The sequence below is a fragment of the Nostocoides jenkinsii Ben 74 genome (assembly GCF_001046875.1).
Classification (GTDB): domain Bacteria; phylum Actinomycetota; class Actinomycetes; order Actinomycetales; family Dermatophilaceae; genus Nostocoides_A; species Nostocoides_A jenkinsii.
On record NZ_HF571038.1, the window covers coordinates 3,586,749 to 3,610,129 of the forward strand.

Sequence of the window (23,381 nt, forward strand, 5' to 3'; positions counted from 1 at the left end):
GGCAGGGTCATAGCGTCCAAGCAACAGCCTCCACTGGATCGGGGCTGAAGGCTGGGAGGCTGGACCGGTGGCAGGCACGAGACGGCAGTTGACGATCAAGGACCGGGCGGAGATTTCGGCTGGGTTGAAGGCGGGCTGGAGCCCGGCGCGGATCGCGCGTGACCTGGGCCGGGATCGGTCAGTGATCACCCGGGAGATTGCCCGGAACTCCACCAAGACGTGTGGGTATCGGGTGGTCAGCGCCGACGTGCGGGCCCAACGGCGCCGCGCCCGTCCGCAGCCGCGCAAGGTGGCCGCCGATCCGCTGCTGGGTCAGCGGGTGTTGGCCGATCTGCGGCAGTCTCGCACGCCCCGTCAGATCGCCGGCCGGTTGAAGTTGGAGGCCGAGGACGCCACCGTGGAGGTCATGAAGGGTTCCCTACCGGCCGGTGGCCTGCTGGCTTCGCACGAGGCGATCTACCAGTTCATTTACGCCATGCCCCGCGCCGAGCTGGTCCGCCACGGGGTCTTCCTGCGCTCCAAGCGCACCCAGCGAAAGCCCCGCTCATCGAGCAGGCGCGGGGCCCCGATCGTGGGGATGCGTCCCATCACCGCCCGGGAGAACGAACACCCCGGCAGCGCCGAGCGGAGGGTACCCGGGCACTGGGAAGGCGACCTGATCATCGGCAAGAACGGCGCCAGCGCTGCAGCCACCATGGTCGAGCGGATGTCCCGGTACACCGTGATCGTGGCCCTGCATCACGGCAAGTCCAGCGACGACCTGGCCGAGGTCCTGATCGAGCACGTCAACGCCCTACCCGAAATGATGCGCGCCTCGCTGACTTGGGATCAAGGCAGCGAGATGGCCCGCCACGCCGCGCTGACCGTCGCCACCGACCTGCCGGTGTACTTCGCCGATCCACACAGCCCCTGGCAGCGTCCCAGCAACGAGAACACCAACGGCCTGATCCGTGAGTACATCCCCAAGGGCGAGAACATCCCCGCCCATCAGCCCTACCTGAACTCCATCGCCGAAGAACTCAACGAACGCCCCCGAGCCGTCCTGGGCTACCTCACCCCCCGCGAATCCTTCGAACGACTCCTCCTCGGCCAACCCCACGTTGCTACGACGCCTTGACACCGCCGTTCACCTTCCTGGACCATTGCCTCAAGTCTGGAGACAGTCTTGTTGGGGTGCGATCCACCCAGTCGATCGCACAGCTGCAAGTAGGTGCCGTCACGCGGTCAACCCAGGAAACAATCTTTGGTCAGGCGCTGGAAGAAACTGTAGAACGCGCTATTGCGCTTCGAATGCAGCTCATGGCAACGAACATCCGCGACGTAAGTGACGTCTCCGAGATGGCTGCGATCAACGCCAAGGCGCACGATTGCCTCGCCAATGCTCGGCTGATAGCCGACCGTCTTGTTGGGCAGCAGTTGGAGGCCTCCGGCAACTCGCGTACGCTTCGACGCGGTCTGAGCGCGCTTGAGATCGAAGCGGAGATCGTGACGCATGGCGACTCAGCCGCGCGCGGGAGACTTGAAAGAGAGACCACTCAAGCGCTTACCCTGGGCGGTTCAGGTGAGAAGCGAGTAAGGCCGTTTCACTGGTCACTCGAGTTTCCCGAAGTGCTAAACGGAGCGCATTCTGGCTTTGACGCCGTCATTGGGAACCCTCCGTGGGCGAGTTTCTCCGGCCGCCAGGCTGTTCCTCTTGAACCCGCACTCGACAAGTACTGGGCCGAGGAGTTCGCTGTTTTCTCTGGTTGGAAGACACTGCACTCGCTGTTTGTCGAGCAGTTCGCCCGCCTCGCCAGCACTGACGGGTCGATCGGTGTTCTTCTTCCTGCACCTGTCGCAGACCTCGATGGGTATGCACCAGTCAGAAGCTTCATTCGAGCGGCAAAGTATGTCCGGGAGCCCCTGCTCTACTTCGGCGAAGAGGCGTTTGCTGGGGTCGTTCAACCATCCTGTGCTCTGATCGCAGTCGGAAACCCGCCGCCGTCAGGGAAACCGGACGGTGCTCCGTTCATCCTGGGAGCGAGCGGGTTGCCGACAACAGGACCGAACGAATCAGACTTTCATCGGGCTATTCAGCAACTGAACGATAGGGGGCGCCCGCCAGCGGATGCGTTCGCCGATCCAGGCGTGCATACGGGAAATTGTTCGAAGAAGATTGTCCTGACACAGGCTGGATCGGTCGGGGAGTTTGCCCATGTGCGAGAGGGCCGGAGCGTCTTCGCCTATCGCCTTGAAGCGCCTCAGAAGTGGCTTCACATTGACTACCAGGCGGCCGATGGTGAGTACTTTACGATTCGAGACTTGTCCGTGTATCAGGGATTTCCCATTCTCCTGAGGCAAACCGCCAAGCGACCCATCGCTGCTGCCCACGATTCGCCAACGCATTTTAGGAATTCGGTGCTCGCCTGTCGTGGCATCTCAGGCGTCTCGACGCCATTGGTACTTGCTTGGTTGAACTCGACCGCGGTCGGCGCATGGCACATGACCAAGGTCCGCGAAGCGAATCAGGGCGCGTTTCCGCAGGTAAAGGTCCGTCACTTACGTGACCTGCCGGTGCCAGACTGGGCTGTTCTCGCAGAGTCGATAGGGGGCCAGGCGCCTGCTTTGGTCCGCTCGGCCGGAGACCAAGACGCTACTGCCATCGCCACGCTTGATGAAGCAGTGTCACATGCACTCGGGCTCAGTACCGCGCAACATGCGGCGATCGTGTCGGGCCTTGCCGCGATGCTTGGAGAGACGAGTGGAGCATGAGGGGGGTTCAATGCGTAACGCGTGGATGATCGAAGTTGAGTCGGGGCGGCTAGAAGGGTATGTGCTGTCCATCGGCTCCGAGTCAGACCTTCATGCTCAGCAAGGCGACGGGCTCTTGCTCGTCGCAAACCAGGCCGTCGTTGCCATTGGCCGCGTGTACCGCATCAGACAGTCCGTGGGCAAGGTTGCAATCTTTCTTGACGGAGTTTTCCGAAGCCCTGAGGCTGTTCCCGTTGCCGAACTGGGCGTCACCGCTGCGCCGGACGCGAATCTAACCCGCATCGAGTGGGAGGTCTTCGACGACGTTGTGACTACGTGGACTGGTGAGAGCTTCGACGCTCTGCCGAGACTGGCGGGCACGTCAAAGGCTGAGCAGGCGTACGTCCGCGACCTCCTCCGCTTCGCTGTTGTAGACGACCTGCTTGGCCCAGCCAATGGCCCGCACGAGGAGATTGTGGGTATGAGCGTCCGAGATCGGTACCTCGTTGGCAAGTTGGCTCCGCTTGACCCGTCGCGCGATGCGCCGACGACGACGGAGCTTGCGGAAGAGGACGTACCTGACGGCGACACTCCCGATGATCTGCGGGTGTATGGCAACGAGGCCCACATAGGCCGCGATGCTGTACCGGCAACGAGTCCTGCCGAGGAGGAGGACGAGCCGGAAATCAATCCTTCTGAGAGCCAATCACTCGTGCCGTCGTCGATGGGCCTCACGTTCTGCGTCGCGGACGACCAAGCGGCCGTCGAGGTCGCTGTCTCGTGGGGACGTTACGTTCGAGCCAAGACCGAGAACACGGGCACGCGTTGCTGGAAGCGTCTCCCTGCGGGCGGAACGATCACGGTGGCTCTCTCCGAAGGCTCGTTGACGCCGACGACGGTGGATGATGCGGTGCCGGAGGTTCGGCTCCAAGGGAGCGTGAGTCAGCCGCTTGGGCAAGGCGATCGTCTGGTCACTCTGTTCTTGGTCAACGGGCAGACTGAGCCTCGGCAAAACCGCGATCAAGCGTGGGTGTTTCAGCCGGAAATCGTCGTCCGTGATGCCGCAGGGAGCTCGATCTTCCGTCGCCGCCCGCTGCTCCAGGTGGAACAGCACGATGAGGAACGTCTGTCCTTGGAGATGATCTATCGCAGGCGCGTTGAGTTTGCGACCGGGCACGGCATCTCGGTGCACGCGGCCGTCGATCCCGCGAATCCCGAGTTGGCTACTGAGATACGAACCGCCGTCGTCCCCGACGAGGAAATCCAGATAACAGAGGCACCGGGGGCTGACCCGACCGACCGCGCTGCGCTCCGCGCCCTGCGTACACAAGGGCTGCTTGACATGGAGAAGCTGGCCGATCCAGCGGAGCTTACCGACGAGGAGTTGCTCGCGGCCCTGACTGTTCTCACGGGCGACTACGAGGACTGGATCAAGGCGAACCGCGCCGTGATCGGGGTTACGGTCGAGGGCTACGACGCCCAAGCGACCGAGGCGCTGGGACGTTGTGATCTGGTTCTCGCGCGGCTCAAAGTAGGCATCTCAACGCTCCGCAGCAACGAGGACGCGATGTCTGCGTTCCGGTTTGCCAACCGTGCGATGGCCCAGCAGCGTGTGCGGAGCATCTACGCGCGCAAGCGCCGACAGGGCGAAGTCGTGACGGTGGACGAACTGAACACCCCTGCAAACCGCACCTGGCATCCATTCCAGCTTGCCTTTCTGCTTCTGTCCGTCCCGGCTCTGGCCGACCCGTCGCATACAGACCGGACCGAGCCGTTGGCTGCCTATGCCGACCTGCTTTGGTTCCCGACCGGTGGCGGGAAGACGGAGGCGTACCTCGGCGTGGCAGCTTTCGCGATGTCGATACGTCGGCTCCAAGGCACGCTAGGCGGCGTAGACGCCGGCCGAGGCCTCGCCGTCATCATGCGGTACACGCTTCGCTTGCTCACCTTGCAGCAGTTCCAACGTGCCTCGACGCTGATCTGCGCTATGGAGTTACTCCGGAAGCAAGCCCCGGACGTCTGGGGAACTGAGCCGTTCACTCTCGGGCTTTGGGTGGGCGGGAGCGTCACTCCGAACCGCACAGAGGACAGCCACGACGCCATCGAGAAGGAGCGAGACAACAGGCGCGACACTGGATCAACGCCTGCTCAGCTGACGAGTTGCCCCTGGTGTGGCTCCGCAATCAACCCTGGTCGTGACATCACCGTCGAGAAGTACCCCGGCGCAGCCCGAACGTTCATCTATTGCAGCGACAAGTATGGACGGTGCGAGTTCTCCAAGGCCCAGTACCCGGAGCTGGGTCTGCCAGTGGTTGTCGTGGACGAGGAAATCTATCGCCGTCCTCCCACGATGCTCATCGCGACCGTTGACAAGTTCGCCATGATGGCATGGCGCGGCGAGACTCGGACACTGTTCGGCGCAGCCACTCTGGAGTGCCCCCGTCATGGCCTGCTGTGGCCCGGTAGCCCGTGCCAGGGCAATCACAAGGCTGAACGAGGCAAGCCTGCCACGCGAGTGAAGGTGATCTCCCCGCTGCGGCCGCCCGACCTCATCATCCAAGACGAGTTCCACCTCATCAGCGGGCCACTCGGGACGATGGTCGGCGTCTATGAGACGGCCGTCGACGAGCTCTCCACCTGGACGTTGGGTGACAAGAGGGTCAGACCGAAGGTCATCGCTTCTACCGCGACCGTCCGCAAGGCCGAGGAACAGGTGAACAACGTGTTCCTACGTCAGGTGGCGATCTTCCCGCCGCACGGGCTAGATGTCGAGGACAACTTCTTCTCTGTCCAACGCTCGACCGAGGACAGGCCAGGAAGGCTCTATCTCGGCATCTGCTCGCCCGGTAGCTCTCGCCCTGCGGTGCTCATCCGGGTTTACGTGGCACTGCTCACTGCGGCGAAAACCCTCTTCCAGGACTTCGGGGCCGCTGCGGACCCCTACATGACGCTCGTTGGCTACTTCAACTCGCTGCGCGAACTTGGTGGCATGAGGCGACTCGCCGAGGACGACGTGCAGACTCGTGCGTATCGAGTGGAGATGAGTGACGTAAGTCGCCCTGGCTTGACCCAGCGCTCGGTGAACCAGGTAGATGAACTTACTTCGCGTGTCACGAACAAGGAGATTCCTCAGAAGCTTGACCGCCTGGAACTTCCCTTCAAGGAGAAGTGGGAGACGGGTGAGGCGAGAGCGTACGACATTGTTCTGGCGACGAACATGCTCTCGGTCGGTGTCGACGTGAACCGCCTTGGGCTCATGGTGGTCAACGGACAGCCCAAGAACACCGCTGAGTACATCCAAGCCACGAGCCGCGTCGGTCGTGCTTTCCCGGGCCTTGTGGTGACCGTGCTGACGTGGAGCAGGCCACGCGACCTTTCGCACTACGAGACCTTCGAGCACTACCACTCGACGTTCTACAAGCACGTCGAAGCGCAGTCAGTGACACCGTTCGCGCCACGGGCGCTCGATCGAGCCCTCACTGGAACGATGGTCAGCCTGATGCGCCTGAGCAACGACGGCCTGAACCCGAATCTAGGCGCCCAGGCCATGGAGAAGACTGCCGGTCCAGAAGCGACCCAGGCAATCAAGGCCGTCTCGGAACGGGCCTGGAAGGCGAAAGACAAGGCTGCGCGAGACCTTGTCGTCGGTATGGCGCGAGATCGCACCGATCGTTGGGCGAAAGAGTCGGCGATGGGAGGACGGCGACTCGGATACGAGACCGAGCGAGGCCAAGGGGACGTGGTCGCGTTGTTGAAGAAGCCCGGTGCCCAAGCTTGGGATGAGTTCACCGTGCCTATGTCGATGCGCGAGGTCGAGCCCGGCGTGCAACTAGTCATGGATGCTGCCAGACGGACTGCTGATTCCCCGCCCTGGAAGCCACGTCCGCAGGCGACCGACGGGAATGACCAATGAGCACGAACAACTACGTCGTCGGTCAGGTGCGTCCGAGCCAGCTGCTCTGGGCGTACGGGCCGGGCTCGATTGTCGATCTACCGAACCTGTCGGTCGTGACGATGGGGCTGAACAAGTGGGACCCGACCCGTTGCCCTCCCGTCGAAGAAGCTCGGCTTCTGGCCGAGGTCAAGCGCGTCCTTGGCCCTCAAGTGCAGCGGCTGCGCATCCCGCCGTTCCTCAAGGAGGACCGCCCCGATCCCTTCTCTGCAGAGGGTCGCGTCGGAGTGCCAGTCAGCCCGTTCCCACGATGGCTGCGCTGCATCAAGTGCGGACTCCTCGCTGAGTACGACTCGGGACTCTTCGATATCAAGAGCTTCCCCTACCGTCCCGAACGAACACACTTCCTACACACGAACTGTGACAAGGGCAAGCACGCCGACGCTGTACCGGCCCGCTTCCTCCTCGCCTGTCGCAACGGTCACCTCGACGACTTCCCATGGAACTGGTTCATTCACGGCGGCACGGACTGCAAGGGCACGTTCCGGTTCTTTGAACGCGGGGCATCCCTCCAGACCGAGAACCTGTGGGTGAAGTGCGACACCTGTGGCAACGCTCGCTCGCTCGTTCACGCCTTCGGTAAGGACGCTGCAGACAACCTGCCCGGATGCCGAGGACGCCATCCGCATCTCGACTCGTACGAAGATTGCACGCAAGAGCCGCGCACGATCCTGCTGGGCGCCACCAACAGCTGGTTCCCCGTCACCCTCTCTGTTCTGGCGATCCCGCTGGAGAAGAACCAGCTCAGCCAGTTGGTTCTCGACGGATGGGAGCACTTCGCCGATGTCGAGGACGAGGCTGAGCTCAAAGGCATCGTGAAGACCCTTGTCCGAACCAGCGCTTTGCCAGGCATCGACAAGTGGGACATCCCGAGCATCTGGCAAGCAATCCAGCACCGGAGCTCAGGAAAGGCGATCGAGGTCGTCTCAGAAGGCGACATTAAGGGGCCCGAGTGGGAGGTGCTGACTTCGCAGAACCCGCCGAGCGACTGGCCACACTTCATGAGCACAGGCGTGGCACCTCCGTCCGGGTACGAGCGCGAGGTCAAGCGCGTGCTTCTACTCGAACGACTCCGTGAGGTGAACGCCCTTGTCGGATACACCAGAGTCGAAGCACCCGAGGAGACCAGCGATCCGGACGAACGCCCCCCGATGGCTGACCTCACCCGAGGCACGACCGAATGGGTTCCAGCCAATGAGGTTCACGGCGAAGGCATCTTCATCGAGTTCAACGAGTCGGTCGTCCAGTCATGGGAGAACGACGCGCACGTCGCCGAGCGCGACAAGACATTGTTCGCCGGTCATCAGGGCTGGCGCAACGCGCGCCACCTGAAGCCGGACACTGGGTTCCCTCCGAGTCGATACACGATGCTCCACACGATCGCGCACCTCCTCATTCGGGAGCTGGCGCTTGAGTGCGGATACAACGCAGCCAGCATCAGAGAACGGGTCTACGCGAGCTCCGACCCCCAGGCACCAATGGCAGGCATCCTCCTCTACACCGCTGCCGCTGACTCGGACGGCACTCTCGGCGGCTTGATCGACCTCGGCAGACCAGAGTTCCTCGGCCGGCTGCTCGACCAAGCGCTCGAACGTGCTTCGATCTGCTCGTCCGACCCGCTGTGTGCCGAGCATGATCCGAGTAAGGATCGTTCGCTGCATGTCGCCGCGTGCCACTCGTGCACGTTCGTCTCCGAGACCTCTTGTGAGCGCGGCAACCGCTATCTGGACCGAGCACTTGTGATCGCAACTCTCAAGGACAGCGAGGCGTCTCTGTTCCGCGAGCATGGTGCCTGATATGGACGAGTTGCTCGCCGTCATTGCGGAGTTGGGCCTTGAGCTCCATCCTGATCGCGTTCGTGTGGTCGCGTCGAAGATTGAGGGGCTCGGATCGGTCGAACAGTTCGCGCTTGTTCGCCCGTCCTTCGGCCCTAACGCGGACAAGCACCTGATCGCCAAGTTCGGCCGGGCATGGCAGGACACGGGTTTGATGACGCCCAGGGATGTTGCCACCGCCCTGCGCGGTGCATCGGCCACCGCCATTGAGCAGGAGCGCCGCGGCTCAGTAGAGCTGACTTGGACGGGACCGGCTTCGGGGCAGGTGCCCATCCGGCACACCGAACAGGTGCTGATGGAGGTCATCAATGCTGCGCAGCGACGTCTCTTCATCGTCAGTTTCGTCGCATACCAGGTGAGATCGATCGGTGGAGCGCTCGCTGATGCAGCGGCGCGGGGCGTTCAGATCGACGTCCTGCTGGAGTCGTCGTCCGCGCACGGCGGCAAGGTCGACCATGACTCAGCAGCGGCCATGCGGAGCGCGGTCCCGTCTGCCCGGCTCTTCGCGTGGTCAGCGCACGACAAGGGTGCCGGCCAGTATCCAGGTGTAGTTCACGCAAAGTGCGCTGTTGCGGACGGCCAGATCGCCTTCATCACCAGCGCGAACCTCACTTCGGCTGCTATGGAGCGCAACATGGAACTCGGCGTCCTCGTCAAAGGGGGCAATCTCCCCGAGGAACTCCACAGTCACCTTGAGGCGTTGATCGCGACGAAGGTGCTGGAGCCCGTGTCGAGTTTGCCCTAGTCGGCGGCACCGCCGGCATCAATAGCTTTGAGCCACGAGATGACGGTCTCGTGCCACCGGTCGGGGTCGGTGTTCCAGCAGAGCGTGTGGTCGGCGTCGAAGGTCTCCAGTTCAACGAAGCCCGGGCGGGCGTCTCGGAGTGCTTGTGAGAGCCGGATCGGCACGGAGTCGTCTCGGGTGCCGTGGAGGATCAGGGTCGGCGTCGCGAGGTCTGCGGTTCGTGCGGTCCAGTTGGAGTATCGGAGCGGGATGCGGCCCGGCAAGCCGACTGCGCGAGCCAGCGGGGCGAGGGTGAGCCACGGGATCGCGAGGTGTCCGGCTGCGGCGGGCAGTCCGCTTCGGACGCAATTGGTCTTGATGACTTCTGTCCAGTTGAGGACTGGTGAGTCGAGGACGAGCGCGGCGACCAGTCCGTGGTGTCGGGGGTGGTCGGCGAGTTGGAGAGCGATGGTGGCCCCCATTGACCAGCCGAAGAGAACGATCTGCTGGGCGCCTCGTCGGACGGCGTATCCGATGGCCTCGTCAACGTCCGCGGTCTCGGTGTGGCCGAGGGTTGATCGGCCAGTGCCGACACGTGGCCCTTCCGTGGTATTGCGGTAGCTGACGACGAGGGAGGTGTAGCCGAGCTCGGTTGCGGCGCGGACGCCTCGGAGGGTGCCTGCGCGGGTGCTGCCGAGGCCGTGGATGTGGATCGCCCAGGTCGACGGGTCGCCGTTGATGCGCCAGGCCGGGCATTGTCCGGCGGGAGTGGTGATGGTGATGTCGCGGGCTTCGAGCCCGGCATCGGCCGAGTTGACGTAGTAGATGCCGCTCCACGAGGCACAATTCCCGGTCTTCGGGGCGAAGCCGGGTGCCGTCCCTGTGATCCTTCGCCCGACGTGGGCGGGTCCGCGATCGACGATCTCAGTGGAGAGCTGCGTCCAGCCGCCATGCTCGAACCAGAGGTTGTAGATGCCGTGCGCGCTGGTCTGCTCGGTGCGGTCGAGCACGATCAGGTTGCCGTCGTCGGCGTGCTCAATTTCTCGGACGGCGAGGTCGAACGTTCGTGGGCCAACAGGTGCGGTGAGCCGTCTCGCGATGGCCCACCCGACCCTGGCAGCCGCTGCCGCCGCGACCCCAGCACAAAGCGCGACGCGGCCGATCATGACTCCCGCTCCTCAACGTTGCGAACGGGCAAGCCCGTTGCGACGGCGGTCTCACTTCCGACGAGGTGGCTCTCGGCGCATTCGAGTAGGTCGCGGTCCTCGGCGCTGATGTCGAAGGTGAGGCGGGGGTCGATCATCGCGTCGCGGATTTCGACGATCACTCGGTGCAGGTGACCTTCGGGGTCTTCGCTGTTAGCCGCGAGGGGGTCGGCCTGGCTCAGCCCGGGCCGCGCGCGCGTCGCTCGGAGCCAAAGCGGCTCCAGCTGCGCAGTGAACGTGATCGTCTGCCTCTGCCGGGCGTGGTGCTGGGCGCGACGGACGGCGGGTTGGACGGCGAACCCAGCGCAGAGGAACAGGAAGGTGAGTGCGGACAGTGGACTGTAGGCGGGCTGAATGGTGTGCATGAGGTCGAGGTGGCCGATTGCGTGGGCGATGTCCATGACGATCACGGCGAGGCAGAGGGCGACGCCGAAGGTTGATCCGAGGCTGAGCAGCGCGGTGGGGAGGCGCTGGATGCCTGTGCTGTGTCGATACTGCCGTGCGGCGAGGACGAGCATCGTTGCGATGACGAGTGCTCCGTAGCTGAAGTTGATGATTGAGTAGACCGCTGTTGCTGGCTGTGCGCCGAGGTCGCTCATGAATCGTGTGGTGTTGGTGCCGCGGTCGATGAACAGGAACGATGCGGTGATTGCGAGTAGCGCGATGAGCAGGACGGGTGCGCTCACGGCGGCACGGACAAGCCGGGGCCGGTACTCGCCGGACTTCATGACGCCGCGCCCGAGGAAGAACAGCCCGGTCATCAGCAGGGCGTCCGCGATCAGCGTCGCGATGTTCGTGCCGCCGAGGAGCGGATCGACGACCGTGTAGATGTCATCGACGTTCAGCGTCATCGCGATGGCAATGGTGATCGCGGCGTAGGTGATGCTTCTGTCGGTGCGCTTCCGGCGGAAAATGAGCAGGCTCGCCACGAGCGCCCACATGAGCGTCGCGACGAGCGTCTGGATCATCCGAAGACCTCCGAGTAGGCCGATTCGGCGAACACCGCCCCTCGGATGCCTGCGGCGAGCCGGTCGGCGAGGGACTCGGCGGCGATCTCGGTTTCGCTGTCGAGGTCTTGCCGAGTGAGCAGGCGTGCGCGGGTGTGCGGCGGGATGTTGGGCAGTAGTGCCTCGTCGACGGTGCAGTCGTCGCCGTCGCAGTGCCCGAGGATCATGTGGGCAAGCTCGTGGAGCACGAACTGCTGACGGTGCAGTGCGGAGTCGCTGCGGGCGTGGAGCACGAAGTCTTCGGCGGCGGTGGAGAGCAATGCCGCGCAGAGGCCGTCGTGGGCGTCGAGGTCTGCGAGTTCGACGATGCGGAGCCGCCGGTGCCGGCGGTCTTGGACGGTGTGGCGGAGGTTGTCGAAGGTGAAGGTGTTGCCGAGCTGAAGGCCCGCGACGGCCGCCGATACGGTCTGTTCGATATTCACGGTTCGCCCCTTGTCTGTGGGGAGCAGGACCGGTGGCGGCTCCGTGTCGTGCGGTACCGGTCAGTGCTCGGGCATGTGTGTCATTTCCTCGTCCAGGAACTTGGTGATGGCGTGGAGGGCTTTCGGCGAGATGTCGCCGAGGGTGCGCGCTGCGTAGGACTTCACCTTCGCTGCCCGCATGGACCGAACCAGATCGAGCTGCGCTGAGACCTTCTCGGGGGTAGCGGCACCGTCCTCGCCGAGCAGGAACGCGGTGTCCACGTCGAAGAACGCAGCGAGCCCCTCGAACACAGCGGGGTCTTGGACGTAGCGGTGGCCGTTGACCATGTACGTCCAGCGCGACCGTGACAGGTTGGTGCCTCGTTCGTGGAGGTAGTCGGCGATCTGCGAGTAGGTCGGCTCAGTGCCGGACTCGGCAACGGCGACATCCATCAGGAGCCGTAGACGCTTGGCGAGGTCTTCGGCCGCAGCCTGGCTCTCGTCTTCGGTCATGGTGGCTGACCCCCTTCCCTTCGCGACGGGCAAGGCATCGATGTAGTCCACCCGGAGGGTGGTTGTGCATGCTCAACCGTACTCGTTGAGCATGCACAAATCAAGGCTTGCGCATGCTCAACGGTCGGTGTTAGAACAGGACTCCGGGACATTTTGAGCATGCTCAATGCCGTGTCCCGGTCTCGGCTCGGGCTGCCTCAAGGAGGTGAACGATGTCCAGCTCACGGACTGGACGCGGGTGTTCGCGCCTACCTGCCAGGTGTACCGCCGCGCGCAACCTTGGCGCGGCCCGCCGAAGAGGAGGCCGGAGCATGGCATCGAACGAGGACGCCCGCGCGGCGCGAGAGGCGAAGCTCGACGAGCTGCACGAGAAACTGACCGGCGCGGTCGAGTCGCTGGTCTCGGGTGACGACTGGCGGCAGGCGCTCGCCTTCGCCGCACGGTTCCGGTCGCGGTCATTCAACAACACGATGCTGATCTGGGTGCAGCACGAGGCCGCGTTCGAGGCGGGCCGCGTGCCCGAGCCCTTCCCCACCCTGGTCGCCGGGTACCGGCAGTGGCAGGGGCTCGGGCGGCAGGTGATGAAAGGGCAGACCGGGTACATGATCTTCGCGCCGGTGACGGGCCGGTTCGCGTCGTCCAATCCTGCCGATCCGAACTCCTGGCGTCGCTTGGGGCCGCGAGAGAAGCACAAGGTCAACGAGGTGGTGCGCTCGCGGATGGTCGGAGCGCGCCCGGCCTACGTGTGGGATGCCTCGCAGACCGACGGCGAACCGCTGCCGGTGCCGCCCGCTCCGACGCTGCTGGAAGGCGAAGCACCGTCAGGGTTGTGGGAGGGGCTGGCCGGGCAGATTCGCGTCGCGGGGTTTGAGGTGCGGCGGGTGCCGCACGAGGGGATGATCTCCGGCGCGAACGGCATGACCGACTACGAGGCGCGCACGGTCGCGGTGCGGGAGAACATGGACCCTGCCGCGCAGGTCAAGACCCTCGCGCACGAGTTGGCGCATGTGCTGATGCACGATCCCGACGACGAGGAGGCGCGGCAGCATCGCGGCATCCGCGAGGTCGAAGCCGAGTCCGTCGCGCTGATGATCGGTGCCGCGCACGGCATGGACACCGCCGGGTACACGATCCCGTACGTCTCGACCTGGGCCGCCCGAGTGGACGGCCACGAGCCCGTCCAGGTGGTGCAGGCCACCGGCGAGAGGGTGCGGAAGACCGCGCTGGCGATCCTCGACCAGCTCGACACACTCCAGGTCGGCGACGGCACCCCGCCCGGCCTCGACCGTGACACCCCCAGTCCGCGCACTTCCCGCACGGCTGCGCCTGCGGTAGAGACCGATCGTCCGCGTGCTGCGTCGGCGCTGGCGGGGCGGGGGCTGTGATGCCCGATCCATTCGATGTCCTTGCGGCGCTCATTCGCGTGGATCGCTCACCAAACCTGGCCTTGGCTGCGCAGAGTCTCGCGGCGGCGGGGGTGCCCGTGTTCCCGTGCCTCGTGGAGGGGAAGCGTCCGCTGACCCGCCGTGGGTTCCTCGACGCGAGCAGCGACCCGGAACAGGTTGCCGCGTGGTGGTCGCGCACACCGAATGCGAACATCGGCATCCCGACGGGAGCGGCATCGGGCGTTGTCGTCGTGGATGTCGATGTCCACGGCCCCCACGATGGCCGCGCGGCGTACCAGCGCGCCACCGAAGCGGGGCTCGTCGATGGAGCGGGTCTGCTGGTGCGCACACCCACCGGTGGCGCGCACGTGTACTTCCCGGCGACACCAGGCAGCGAGCAGCGTTCGTGGCAGGCAGCCGCTGCGGGTGTCGATTTCCGGGGCGACGGCGGCTACATCATCGCTCCTCCTTCCCGGCGAATCATCGACGGCAATGTGAAGCTCTACGAGGTCGCGGACATCGCCGCGCACTCGGTCGGCGCGGTGGATGCGGCACGTCTGCGGGACTTTCTCGACCCGCGCCCCGTCGCCCCACCACGTCCCAGCAGCGGCTCGATGGATATGGAATCTAAGCGGTTGGCGGCGTGGGTCGCCGGGCGGGGTGAGGGCGAGCGGAACCGTGGCCTGTTCTGGGCTGCCTGTCGCCTCGCCGAGAACGGCGTCTCGGCCGCCGATGCGCTCGATGCGCTGGGTGCTGCGGCACAGTCGGCGGGTCTGGGTGATCGCGAGATCGCCACGACCGTGCGCTCTGCCTACCGAGCCATTCAGCCCGCATCCGAGACCGCGTCAGACGGCCGGAGCCGGAACGTGGGTCGCTGGTTCGGTCGTTCGGCGAGCCCACCGTCCGCAGCCTTCGGGAGGGCGGGGCTGTGAGGCGTGAATCGGAGGGGCGGCGGTGGGCCGCGATGACGGCGGTCGCGGGGACGGTGTTCATCGCTGCCGGGGCGTTCTGGCTGTCGTTCACGTCGTTGGCCGATCTGGCCGCTCGCTCCGGGACCGGGGCGGGGCAGGCGTGGGCGTGGCCGCTGATCGTGGACGGCATCATCGTCGTCGCCACGGTCGCCGTCGTCGCGCTTGCCGGGCAGCGCTCGGCCTGGTATCCGTGGGCGCTGCTGGTCGGCGGCGCGCTCGTCTCGGTGACGGCGAACGCCATTCACGCTGTCGTCGCCGCAGACGCCGACGTGCCACGGATGCTCGCGGCCTCGGTCGCCGCGGTGCCGCCCGTCGTGCTGCTGGCGATCACGCACCTGACCGTGATCCTCACTCGCACCGCCGGCTCAGGCACCGCAGTTGCCGCCGCCGACTCATTCTCGACGAGCACGGCGGAGTCGATGCCCGCGCTGCCGTCCGGCGAGGCGGAACCTACCCGTCGCGAGGACGGTGTGGTGGATCGGCGGGCGCTGGGGTGGGAGCTGCGCGAGGCGGGCTGGTCGAACAAGCGGATCGCCCGCGAACTCGGGGTGCATCCCTCGACCGTGGGCAGATGGTTCGCCGTCGCGCACCTCACTGACACCACCGACACCGCAGACGAGCGGGAGGAGACGACCCCATGAACACCACCGACAACCCGCAACGCAACGACGCGGCCAGGCCCGATCCGGCGAGGCTGGTGCCCGAGGAGCCGCGGGAGCGACCCGAGCCCGTCGAAGTAGCGAGTACGCCGGAAGCGGTGCGGGCCGCGCAGGTCGCCCGCGACGACAAGCAGCACGCGCTCGTTCGCGGGCGCGGCGTGGAGTGGGTGCGCCCCACCGACCTGATCGCCCGGCATTCGGCGCACGCCGCCGGGCGTGGCCTCGACTTCCAGGCCGAGCTGGCACGCCACACCCGCACCCCCATCGGTGCCGGTGTTCGTCGTCTTGGAGATCGCGCCCGGCGGTTGCCACCGATCTCCGCGTTCGGGCGCAGCACCGCACCTGCGTCGCAGCTGTCCCGCTCCGGGGTCTCGATGAGTTGACGGTGGTGACAGGTCATGGCTGCGACGGCACCGGCATGCAGGACGCACTCGTGGGAGCGCGTGCGCACCTGCCTGCCAGGAGGTGCCGACACCATGACCGCACCAACCAGCACCAGCAGGAACACCAGGACCGAGCCGACGGCCTTCGGGGCTGAGGACTTCACCACCGGCGAGGGCCTGCGCGCCCTGCTCAATCGCCTCGCCGAGAGCGGCGAGGACGCCTGGGTTCACGACCCGGTAGCCCGCGACCTGATGGAGTTCGCCGCCGTCAAGTACCGCGCGCTCGCGAGGAAGCACAAGCTCGACACCTGGGAAGCAGTCACCGCGGCGTTCGACGCGATGCAGTACCGCTCGACCCGCGAGGCCAACGATCCGTGGGCGATCATCACCCACGCCGTGCGGATCACCTGCGTCTACGAGGAACGTGCCCAAGGCCTGCTCTGCTCGGTGCACCAGGCTCGTCGCGCGCACGTTTCGGCGTTCCACGATCCCGAACGGTTCTCCGAACGTGACACTGCACTGGCCGACTATCATCCCGCGTTCCACACCACCGACGTGCGTCCCAGCGACCTCGAACCTGAGCCGCGCGACAGTCTCGGGTCGGCGCAGGCGTGCATGTCCGCCGGATCGGCGGCCGAGGACGCCATCGCGATGCTGTGCCTGCTCGACTGGCCGACCGACACCGCACGGGCCGCGGTCGAGCACGTCTGCGGGGCGTTGATGAAGGCCGGCACCCGCCAGTCCGCCTACGAGGCGCTGCGCCGCGATCGGCACGCGCGGGCACTGCTCGACCTGCCGCGCCGCTCCTGGGCCGCGCTGCTGAAGGCGCTGCTCGGGAACCCGCACCCGGCCTACGTGGCCACCAGCAGTGGCCGCGGCGTCCTGCTCCGGCTGCTGTTGGGCGAGACGCTCGACCTGCTGCTCCGCGACGACGATCTGATCCTCGCGCTCGCTCTGGCCGCTCCGAACGGTGGAGGCGGTGAGTCGTCGTGACCGAGCCGCTGATCGGCAGCATCCAGCTCGACCGCACCGTCGATTCGATCCTCGTCGGCACCCGGCACCGCGCCGACCTCGGCGACATCGACGCCCTCGCGGCATCCATCGACCTCGACGGCCTGCTGCAACCGCTCACGATCACCATCGACGGCGTGCTGGTATGCGGGGCACGACGGCTGGCAGCGATCAAGAAGCTCGGCTGGCGCACCGTCAACGTGTGGGTTCGCAGCGGCCTGTCCGACCGGCTCGGGCAGCTCCTCGCCGAGCAGGACGACAACATGCTCCACAAGCCCTACACCCAACTCGAAGCCGCCGGACTCTACCGGGAACTCAAGCAGGTCATGGCCGAAGACGCCGCCCGCCGCAAGTCCGCCACGCAGTTCAGCAGCGAGAATCAGCCCGGAAGTGACGGTGGTGCAAACTTTGCACCACCGTCGAACGGGCCGCTCGGGAAGACCCGCGAGCAAGCGGCGGCAATGATTCCCGGCGGTGCCTCGCACACGACGTTGGAGAAGATCGGTTACCTCGAAGGCATCGCTGGCAACCCTGCTCTGCCAGAGACCCTGCGCGCCGAGGCCGCCGCTGGGCTGGAGAGGATCGAGGCCGGTGACTCGGTGCATCCGATCTACCAGGCGATCCGTGAGGCCGACACCACCGCGCGGGAGCGGCGCGAGGCCGAGCTGCATGCCCGTGCCGAGGCGGCCGTGGCCCAGGCGAAGTCGATCAAGAAGGGCAAGCGCACCCCACCGCGACCGTTGCCGCTCGTCACCGGCGACGGGCAACCCGTCCGCTACCCGCTGCGCGCATTCATCCAGACCTGGGGCGAGCTGACCGACTGGTGGACCCACTACGACGCCGACACCCTCGCAGGCGAGCTGACCGACGAGCAGTTCGAGAATTTCCTCGCGACCGCCGACGGGACCGTGCGGTTCGCGGACGCGCTCCGAGCCGCCCGGGACGGCGCGGCGGAGCGGCCACGACTCCGCGCACTGTGACAACGGGCAGAGGTGCCGGGTGCGCACCTGCTCGGCATGAGCCCTGCACCTACTGATCCCCGGAACCGCCGCCGACTCGTCGCCCTCATCACCGCCGGCATCGCCCTGCTGCTCTTGGTCGGCGTCGGCGTGTACGGACTCCTCACCGGGCCCCGAAGCAGCACCAGCACCGATCCCGACCCGGAGTCCGGCCCGGCCACGACGGCACCGCCGACCGTGGCACCGAGCACGCCCCAGCCACCACGGGTTCCAGCGGTTCCGCGTTCGGCCAATCCCGAGACCTTCGCTCAGGGCGTCGCGTCCTCGCTGTTCGCGTGGGACACGGCCTCGGGGCTGTGGCCGCTGGACTACACCTCGGCGATCCTCGCGGTCGGTGACCCCAGCGGCGACGAACAAGCCGGGCTGGCCTCCGACGTGGCCGTCTACCTCCCCACCCGAGACGCCTGGATCGAGCTGCGGCAATACGCCACCCGCCAGCACCTCACCATCGACACCGCGGACGTCCCCGACGCCTGGGCCGACGCCGTCGAGCAGGCCCAGCCGGGGCAGCTCGCGGCAGGAACGACGGCCGTCACGATCGAGGGCACCCGCTACCGTGCCGGGGTCTGGAACGGCCAACCGGTCACCAGCGAGCATCCGGTCGCGTTCACCGTGTTCGTCGTCTGCGCACCCACCTACCCGACCTGCCATCTGCTGCGGCTCTCGCAGCTCGACAACCCGCTGCGGTGAAGGGGTTGTCGTCGTGTTCCGCAAGGCCACCATCGCAGCCTTGGCGCTGTTGTTCTTCGCACCCGCCGCAGCGCTCCTCGGGGTCGGTGTGCTGATGAACCCCGCTGCCGCCTACTGCGCCACCCCCGCAGGAACCGTGAACCTCGGCCCGATCCCAGACTCGCTCACCGTGACCACCGCGAACGGCGAGACCTTCACGCTGAATCGTCAGCAGCTCACGCACGCGGCCACGATCATCACGGTCGGCAACGGCATCACCGACGTGGGCAGGCCGGGAATCAAGATCGCGCTGATGGCCGCGCTCACCGAGTCCACGCTGCGGATGCTCACCAACACCGGCACCTACCCCGACTCGGCGAACTACCCGAACGACGGCAACGGCGGCGACCACGACTCCCTCGGCCTGTTCCAGATGCGCCCCCAATCCGGGTGGGGCACCGTCGCCGAGTTGATGGACCCGAACTATCAGGCGCAGGCGTTCTTCGGCGGGCCGACCGGCCCGAACTACCCCTCGCCGCGCGGGCTGCTCGACATCCCCGGCTGGCAACAGATGGACCCTGGCGAAGCCGCCCAAGCCGTCGAGGTCTCTGCCTACCCCGACCGATACCGCAACTACGCGCCCGTCGCCGACAGCATCCTCGCCGCCCTCACCAGCGGCGGCAGCACTCCGGTTCTCGGCATGGGTGGGCCGGCGGTCTCGTCATTGCGGGTGGTGTTCCCGCTACCCGAGGGCACCTGGGTGCTGACCTCGCCGTTCGGGATGCGGGTGCACCCGATCACGGGCGAACGGAAGATGCACACCGGCACCGATTTCGCCGCGCCCGACGGCACCCCGATCCTCGCCACCGCGGACGGCACAGTCACCGTCGCGGAGTTCTCAGGCGGGTACGGCGGTCTCATCGTCATCGAGCACACCATCGACGGCAAGACCGTCGCCACGGCATACGCCCATATGTGGCAGAGCGGCATCCACGTCCGTCCCGGCGACCGGGTGAGCGCGGGGCAGCACATCGGCGATGTCGGCTCCTCGGGCATGAGCACCGGTGCGCATCTGCACTTCGAGGTCCGGCCCGGTGGCACGAACGGTGAGGCCATCGACGCCGCCGCCTGGCTCAACGAGCGCGGGGCCGCGAACCTGCCGACAGCGACCAGCGGATCACCCACCGCCTGCAACACCACCACTGCGGGCACGCCGACCGGCGTCGATGGAGACCCCGACCGGCTCGTCGACGATCCCACCAGCTCGGGCAAGATCACCGCCCGCATGCTGTACATCTACCAGCAGACCCTCGCCGCGTTCCCCGACACCGGCTGGGGCTGCTACTCACCGCGCCCCGGCACCAAGTCCGAGCATCCCCTCGGCAGAGCGTGCGACATCACCTTCGGCAACCGCATCGGCCAGCGCCCCACCCCGGCCCAGCTCGACGCCGGCTGGAAGGTCACCAACTGGATGAAGGACAACGCCGACGTGCTCGGCGTCGAGTACCTGATCTGGCAAGGCCAAATCTGGTCCGTCGCACGCGACGCCGACGGCTGGCGACCCTACAACGGAGGCGGTATGCACGACCCCGCCTCCATCACCGGAGGCCACTACGACCACCTCCACGTCACCGTCAAGGCAGGGTGACCGGCGATGGGTGTCTTCCCCGACTTCGACGGACTCGGCGGCATCGGCGACCTCCGCGCCGTCGTCGGCGCGCTCCTGACGTTCGTCCTCATCGTCGCCGTCCTCATGCTGATCGTCTCTGCAATCGTCTGGGCCATCGCGACCGCCCACGGAAATTACGCCACCGCCAGCAAAGGCCGAATCGGTGTGCTCGTCGCCGTCGGTGCCGCCATCCTCGCCGGAGGCGGTGTCGCCTGGATGAACTGGCTGCTCACCCTCGGCGCGCAACTGTAGGGAGACCTCGTCGGACGCCAGACTGGCGTGAGCTATCTAGAACTCGTGATAGTAGAAGGCCAGATCGTTCCTGGTTCCCGACTTCCTCCCGAGAAACCCAGGGTTCTCGGCGATTCCGCTCTTATGGTGCGGCACAGGCGTCAGCTGCAGCTCGCTGATGAGGAGCTCCTCAATCGCATCGCGATGCTGTGTCCCCGTGTCGTCGCCAGAAGGCGCTTCGACGAGCGGCTCCGTGGAGGATATTCGCGGGTCCAGCAAGGCCTCCGCAAGCCCCGTTAGCTGAACAATCTGCGTCGTGGCTCCGCCGCTTGAGTACCGTCGCACGAACTCGATGACATCTCGCGCGTCACACCCATAGATAGGCCCCAGACCCACGCGAATCCCCAGCGGTCGCTCACCATCGAACCTTTCCATAGCCCAATGCTCAGGGTCGAGATAGCCGTCGCGGAACTGGTCTTGCGTGACCGGGCGCAAGAATCCTTCCTCGATCAGCCAGTCCATTCGTGACCTGGACATGGAGCTTGGAGTGTCATGGCCGTGGTCCAGCCCGCGAACAAGGTCGTCCGACGGCTTCGGCCCAGACCACTCGACCATCTCAAGCATGAGCGGGAAGACGAAGCGGCCAATCTTGTAGAGCGGCTGTCCGTGGCTGGACTCCTTCGGATCGGGAGTCTGGCGGTACAGCGTGACCGCGCTCCTTAGTACCTTCCGGAGCAGGTAGGTGCCTCGGCGGTCCATGAGGGCGAGCTTGGTGACTGCGCGTTTGGACACCCGTCCAGGATGATTTGCTTCCTGAGCAAGCAACTTTGCCCAGAGTTCCTGCACCATGTCGTCCGAGACCCCGCCGATGTATTCGAACGCGAAACCCAGCCAATCGTCCTCAATGTCTTCGGGGGACGCGGCAGGGGCGATCATCGGCATTGCGAGGTTGATCGTGGAGTCGATGTTCTGAAAGCGGCGCCCGTAGTCGGCAATGAGCATCTGTACGGCAGCGAGCGAGTTCGGGGAGACGTCTTGGAGTGCCTCAGCAGCGGAACGGACCGCGGCGACCCTTATTTCGAGCGCCTTAGCATCCCGCTTCGCGGTGTGGACTGGAAGCACCGTCTCCTTGAGTTGATAGAACCGGTCCGCGCGATCAAGCAGGCCCTCGGGGCCCTTGCGGGCTTCACGAGCAACACCTTCTACCGCCTTGCCGAGGCCCAACGAGTCGTCGCTCAACTCGACCTTTACAACCGAGCCCTCTGGCCCGCCGAAGATGGAAGGTTCGATGCTTCCACTGACCACGGGGGCTCCTTCGGCTCGGGATTTGGCGGGTCCGTGGACCAGCCGGATGCCCCAAGTCTAGCGATCGAGAGGTCTCGGCTCCGGCGAGGGTAGACAAGGGTCACGACGACCACCGTGCCGCCTTTTGGCATAGCTGACGCTTCGGATCAGCGGCCCCGCGAGCGCTTGGGCACGTCCCGATTCCGACCGACACCGCGCGCGACCACCGGTGCTGTTGAGGGAAGTGCACCTGTGGCGTGTACCCCGTCTGCGAGTTCGTGGGCGGGCCGCCCGTCGCCAAGGAGACCTACCGTGTTCGATCTGCTCGCCACCGTCATGTCCGCGCCGCCGCTGCTGGTGCCGATGGACATCAACATCGACCCCAACACCAACGGCCTGCCGGGGATCAACCAGCTGCGCACCATCGTCGGCGCTGTGATGACTATCGGCCTGATCCTGTCCGTGCTCGCGCTGATCGTGTCCGCGATCGTGTGGGGCTTCGGCGCGAACTCCTCCAACCCGCACCTCGCCTCGCGCGGGAAGATCGGCGTCCTCGTCTCCTGCGGCGCGGCGGTGATCTGTGGCGCGAGCGTGACGCTCATCAACTTCTTCTGGAACGTCGGCCAGTCCGTCTGACCCGGCCCGTCGTCGTCAAGAGTGCTGGTGTTCGTGATGGGCGTGTGCGACGTTCCCGTGATCTCCTCGGTCTGCGATGCCGTCGGCGAAGGAGCCGCGTCGCTGGTGGCGGCCCCGTTCGACTGGCTCGCCCAGGCGATGGGTGCCGCTGCGGGGTGGCTGTTCGAGGCGGTCTGGTCGGTCTTCGACACCACGACGCTGGTGGATGTCACCAAGCCCGGCTACATCGCCGTCTACAACCTGCTGTTCGGCATTGCGGTCTTCGTGATGCTGATCTTCTTCTGCCTCCAACTCATTACCGGGCTGATCCGACGCGACCCCACCGCCCTCACCCGCGCCGCGCTCGGGCTGGCGAAGTCTGTCCTCGGATCGTTCGTGGTCATCACGCTCACTGCGCTGCTGCTGGAAGTCGTCGATCAGCTGTGCATCGGGATCGTGCAGGCAGCGGGCGAGACCACTGAGTCGATGGGCGACAAGATCGCCCTCCTCGCTGCAGGCCTGGTCGGCATCAACATCGCCGCCCCCGGTGTCGGAGCGATCATCACGATCTTCATGGCCGGCCTCGCGATCACCGCCGCCGCGATCGTGTGGCTCTCCCTCCTCGTCAGGAAAGCACTCCTGCTGGTGGCGGTCGTGTTCGCACCGCTCGCGTTCAGCGGCGCATCCTGGGATGCCTCGCGGGGGTGGATCGGGAAGTGGGCGATGTTCGTCGTCGCGCTGATCTGCTCCAAGCTCGTGCTCGTCGTGATGTTCCTCGTCGCGATCACCCAGGTCTCCGCACCGATCGACGCCGACCTCGCCTCGGTCAGCGATCCCATCGCGGGAATCGTGCTGATGGCGATGGCCGCGTTCGCGCCCTACCTGACCTACAAGTTCATCGCGTTCGTCGGGTTCGACATGTACCACGCGATCGGCTCCGAACAGGACGCCAAGAGCGCACTCAACCGTCCGGTCCCCGTCCCGACCAAGCCACAAGGCGGCGGTGACCCGAAGAAGGTGCTCGATGGAACCAGCAGCAGCGGCGGGAACGCGGGCGGAGGTTCCGGCGGAGGTAGTAGCGCACCGCCACCGCCGAAGACCCCGGCACCGGCACCCGC

Annotated in this window: 21 protein-coding genes; 16 read left to right on the top strand and 5 right to left on the bottom strand. The window is 66.0% G+C overall.

Features of this window, described 5'->3' with window-relative positions; translation table 11 throughout:
* Positions 1-67: 67 nt before the first annotated feature.
* The 5 genes from BN13_RS17085 to drmC are packed head-to-tail and all read left to right on the top strand — an operon-like array spanning position 68 to position 9,262.
* Positions 68-1,117 carry an IS30 family transposase gene (locus BN13_RS17085; RefSeq protein ID WP_235433932.1) on the top strand — a complete coding sequence of 350 codons (1,050 nt, stop codon included), beginning with the start codon at positions 68-70 and terminating at the stop codon, positions 1,115-1,117.
* Positions 1,114-2,751, top strand: coding sequence for an Eco57I restriction-modification methylase domain-containing protein (locus BN13_RS18940; protein WP_157038654.1), 1,638 nt, complete (start codon positions 1,114-1,116; stop codon positions 2,749-2,751). The genes BN13_RS17085 and BN13_RS18940 overlap by 4 nt, the downstream gene beginning before the upstream one ends.
* 25 nt (positions 2,752-2,776) lie before the next feature.
* Positions 2,777-6,643, top strand: a complete 3,867-nt coding sequence (gene drmA / locus BN13_RS17095) for a DISARM system helicase DrmA (RefSeq protein ID WP_201329112.1) — start codon at positions 2,777-2,779, stop codon at positions 6,641-6,643.
* Positions 6,640-8,478, top strand: coding sequence for a DUF1998 domain-containing protein (drmB, locus tag BN13_RS17100; protein WP_048548401.1), 1,839 nt, complete (start codon positions 6,640-6,642; stop codon positions 8,476-8,478). The genes drmA and drmB overlap by 4 nt, the downstream gene beginning before the upstream one ends.
* A 1-nt stretch (position 8,479) precedes the next feature.
* Positions 8,480-9,262, top strand: coding sequence for a DISARM system phospholipase D-like protein DrmC (gene drmC / locus BN13_RS17105; RefSeq protein ID WP_048548404.1), 783 nt, complete (start codon positions 8,480-8,482; stop codon positions 9,260-9,262).
* Here the strand turns inward: drmC and BN13_RS17110 are convergent.
* Genes BN13_RS17110 through BN13_RS17125 form a run of 4 tightly spaced genes read right to left on the bottom strand, consistent with a single transcriptional unit; the run spans position 9,259 to position 12,367 of the window.
* Positions 9,259-10,407, bottom strand: coding sequence for an alpha/beta hydrolase (locus tag BN13_RS17110; protein ID WP_048548406.1), 1,149 nt, complete (start codon positions 10,405-10,407; stop codon positions 9,259-9,261). The two genes, drmC and BN13_RS17110, sit on opposite strands and share 4 nt — an antisense overlap.
* Positions 10,404-11,414 (bottom strand): MAB_1171c family putative transporter, encoded by a 1,011-nt coding sequence (locus BN13_RS17115; RefSeq protein WP_048548408.1) that lies wholly within the window; start codon positions 11,412-11,414, stop codon positions 10,404-10,406. The genes BN13_RS17110 and BN13_RS17115 overlap by 4 nt, the downstream gene beginning before the upstream one ends.
* Entirely contained in the window at positions 11,411-11,875 is a 465-nt protein-coding gene (locus BN13_RS17120) for a hypothetical protein (protein WP_048548410.1), read from the bottom strand. Before BN13_RS17120 ends, BN13_RS17115 begins: the two co-directional genes overlap by 4 nt.
* A gap of 60 nt (positions 11,876-11,935) precedes the next feature.
* Positions 11,936-12,367 carry a hypothetical protein gene (locus tag BN13_RS17125; protein ID WP_048549359.1) on the bottom strand — a complete coding sequence of 144 codons (432 nt, stop codon included), beginning with the start codon at positions 12,365-12,367 and terminating at the stop codon, positions 11,936-11,938.
* A 311-nt stretch (positions 12,368-12,678) separates the two neighbouring features.
* On the opposite strand from BN13_RS17125, the gene BN13_RS17130 reads away from it, so the two are divergent.
* The 9 genes from BN13_RS17130 (at position 12,679) to BN13_RS17170 (ending at position 20,385) form a co-directional block, all read left to right on the top strand.
* Positions 12,679-13,752 (top strand): ImmA/IrrE family metallo-endopeptidase, encoded by a 1,074-nt coding sequence (locus BN13_RS17130; protein WP_048548412.1) that lies wholly within the window; start codon positions 12,679-12,681, stop codon positions 13,750-13,752.
* Positions 13,752-14,684 carry a bifunctional DNA primase/polymerase gene (locus BN13_RS17135; protein WP_048549360.1) on the top strand — a complete coding sequence of 311 codons (933 nt, stop codon included), beginning with the start codon at positions 13,752-13,754 and terminating at the stop codon, positions 14,682-14,684. Before BN13_RS17130 ends, BN13_RS17135 begins: the two co-directional genes overlap by 1 nt.
* 32 nt (positions 14,685-14,716) lie before the next feature.
* On the top strand, positions 14,717-15,364 hold the full coding sequence (locus BN13_RS17140; protein ID WP_048548414.1) for a DUF2637 domain-containing protein: 648 nt from the start codon (positions 14,717-14,719) through the stop codon (positions 15,362-15,364).
* The gene (locus BN13_RS17145) at positions 15,361-15,765 is read left to right on the top strand and encodes a hypothetical protein (protein ID WP_048548417.1); all 405 of its coding nucleotides are present in this window, start codon (positions 15,361-15,363) and stop codon (positions 15,763-15,765) included. Before BN13_RS17140 ends, BN13_RS17145 begins: the two co-directional genes overlap by 4 nt.
* A 93-nt stretch (positions 15,766-15,858) precedes the next feature.
* On the top strand, positions 15,859-16,758 hold the full coding sequence (locus BN13_RS17150; protein WP_048548418.1) for a hypothetical protein: 900 nt from the start codon (positions 15,859-15,861) through the stop codon (positions 16,756-16,758).
* Complete coding sequence (locus tag BN13_RS17155) at positions 16,755-17,756, top strand: ParB N-terminal domain-containing protein (RefSeq protein WP_048548420.1); 1,002 nt, start codon at positions 16,755-16,757, stop codon at positions 17,754-17,756. The genes BN13_RS17150 and BN13_RS17155 overlap by 4 nt, the downstream gene beginning before the upstream one ends.
* A gap of 36 nt (positions 17,757-17,792) precedes the next feature.
* Positions 17,793-18,485 carry a hypothetical protein gene (locus BN13_RS17160; protein WP_048549361.1) on the top strand — a complete coding sequence of 231 codons (693 nt, stop codon included), beginning with the start codon at positions 17,793-17,795 and terminating at the stop codon, positions 18,483-18,485.
* Positions 18,486-18,498: 13 nt separating this feature from the next.
* Complete coding sequence (locus tag BN13_RS17165) at positions 18,499-20,112, top strand: M23 family metallopeptidase (RefSeq protein ID WP_048548421.1); 1,614 nt, start codon at positions 18,499-18,501, stop codon at positions 20,110-20,112.
* Between the two features lie 6 nt (positions 20,113-20,118).
* The gene (locus BN13_RS17170; protein WP_048548423.1) at positions 20,119-20,385 is read left to right on the top strand and encodes a DUF6112 family protein; all 267 of its coding nucleotides are present in this window, start codon (positions 20,119-20,121) and stop codon (positions 20,383-20,385) included.
* Positions 20,386-20,421: 36 nt separating this feature from the next.
* Here BN13_RS17170 and BN13_RS17175 read toward each other — a convergent pair whose 3' ends face one another.
* Positions 20,422-21,669: a DUF2806 domain-containing protein gene (locus tag BN13_RS17175; protein WP_048548425.1), complete on the bottom strand. Its 1,248-nt coding sequence runs from the start codon at positions 21,667-21,669 to the stop codon at positions 20,422-20,424.
* 315 nt (positions 21,670-21,984) lie between these two features.
* Here BN13_RS17175 and BN13_RS17180 point away from each other — a divergent pair, with 315 nt between their 5' ends.
* Both BN13_RS17180 and BN13_RS17185 read left to right on the top strand, forming a co-directional pair.
* Positions 21,985-22,284 carry a DUF6112 family protein gene (locus tag BN13_RS17180; protein WP_285132586.1) on the top strand — a complete coding sequence of 100 codons (300 nt, stop codon included), beginning with the start codon at positions 21,985-21,987 and terminating at the stop codon, positions 22,282-22,284.
* A gap of 36 nt (positions 22,285-22,320) precedes the next feature.
* A partial coding sequence (locus BN13_RS17185) for a conjugal transfer protein TrbL (protein ID WP_084733992.1) occupies positions 22,321-23,381 on the top strand: 1,061 nt, incomplete at its 3' end.

Excerpts from the sequence above, each read along its gene's own strand:
- drmA (WP_201329112.1), top strand. The coding sequence starts at position 2,777 with ATGATCGAAGTTGAGTCGGGGCGGCTAGAAGGGTATGTGCTGTCCATC.
- drmB (WP_048548401.1), top strand. The coding sequence starts at position 6,640 with ATGAGCACGAACAACTACGTCGTCGGTCAGGTGCGTCCGAGCCAGCTG.
- drmC (WP_048548404.1), top strand. The coding sequence starts at position 8,480 with ATGGACGAGTTGCTCGCCGTCATTGCGGAGTTGGGCCTTGAGCTCCAT.
- BN13_RS17110 (WP_048548406.1), bottom strand. The coding sequence starts at position 10,407 with ATGATCGGCCGCGTCGCGCTTTGTGCTGGGGTCGCGGCGGCAGCGGCT.
- BN13_RS17115 (WP_048548408.1), bottom strand. The coding sequence starts at position 11,414 with ATGATCCAGACGCTCGTCGCGACGCTCATGTGGGCGCTCGTGGCGAGC.
- BN13_RS17125 (WP_048549359.1), bottom strand. The coding sequence starts at position 12,367 with ATGACCGAAGACGAGAGCCAGGCTGCGGCCGAAGACCTCGCCAAGCGT.
- BN13_RS17130 (WP_048548412.1), top strand. The coding sequence starts at position 12,679 with ATGGCATCGAACGAGGACGCCCGCGCGGCGCGAGAGGCGAAGCTCGAC.
- BN13_RS17135 (WP_048549360.1), top strand. The coding sequence starts at position 13,752 with ATGCCCGATCCATTCGATGTCCTTGCGGCGCTCATTCGCGTGGATCGC.
- BN13_RS17140 (WP_048548414.1), top strand. The coding sequence starts at position 14,717 with ATGACGGCGGTCGCGGGGACGGTGTTCATCGCTGCCGGGGCGTTCTGG.
- BN13_RS17145 (WP_048548417.1), top strand. The coding sequence starts at position 15,361 with ATGAACACCACCGACAACCCGCAACGCAACGACGCGGCCAGGCCCGAT.
- BN13_RS17150 (WP_048548418.1), top strand. The coding sequence starts at position 15,859 with ATGACCGCACCAACCAGCACCAGCAGGAACACCAGGACCGAGCCGACG.
- BN13_RS17160 (WP_048549361.1), top strand. The coding sequence starts at position 17,793 with ATGAGCCCTGCACCTACTGATCCCCGGAACCGCCGCCGACTCGTCGCC.
- BN13_RS17170 (WP_048548423.1), top strand. The coding sequence starts at position 20,119 with ATGGGTGTCTTCCCCGACTTCGACGGACTCGGCGGCATCGGCGACCTC.
- BN13_RS17180 (WP_285132586.1), top strand. The coding sequence starts at position 21,985 with ATGTCCGCGCCGCCGCTGCTGGTGCCGATGGACATCAACATCGACCCC.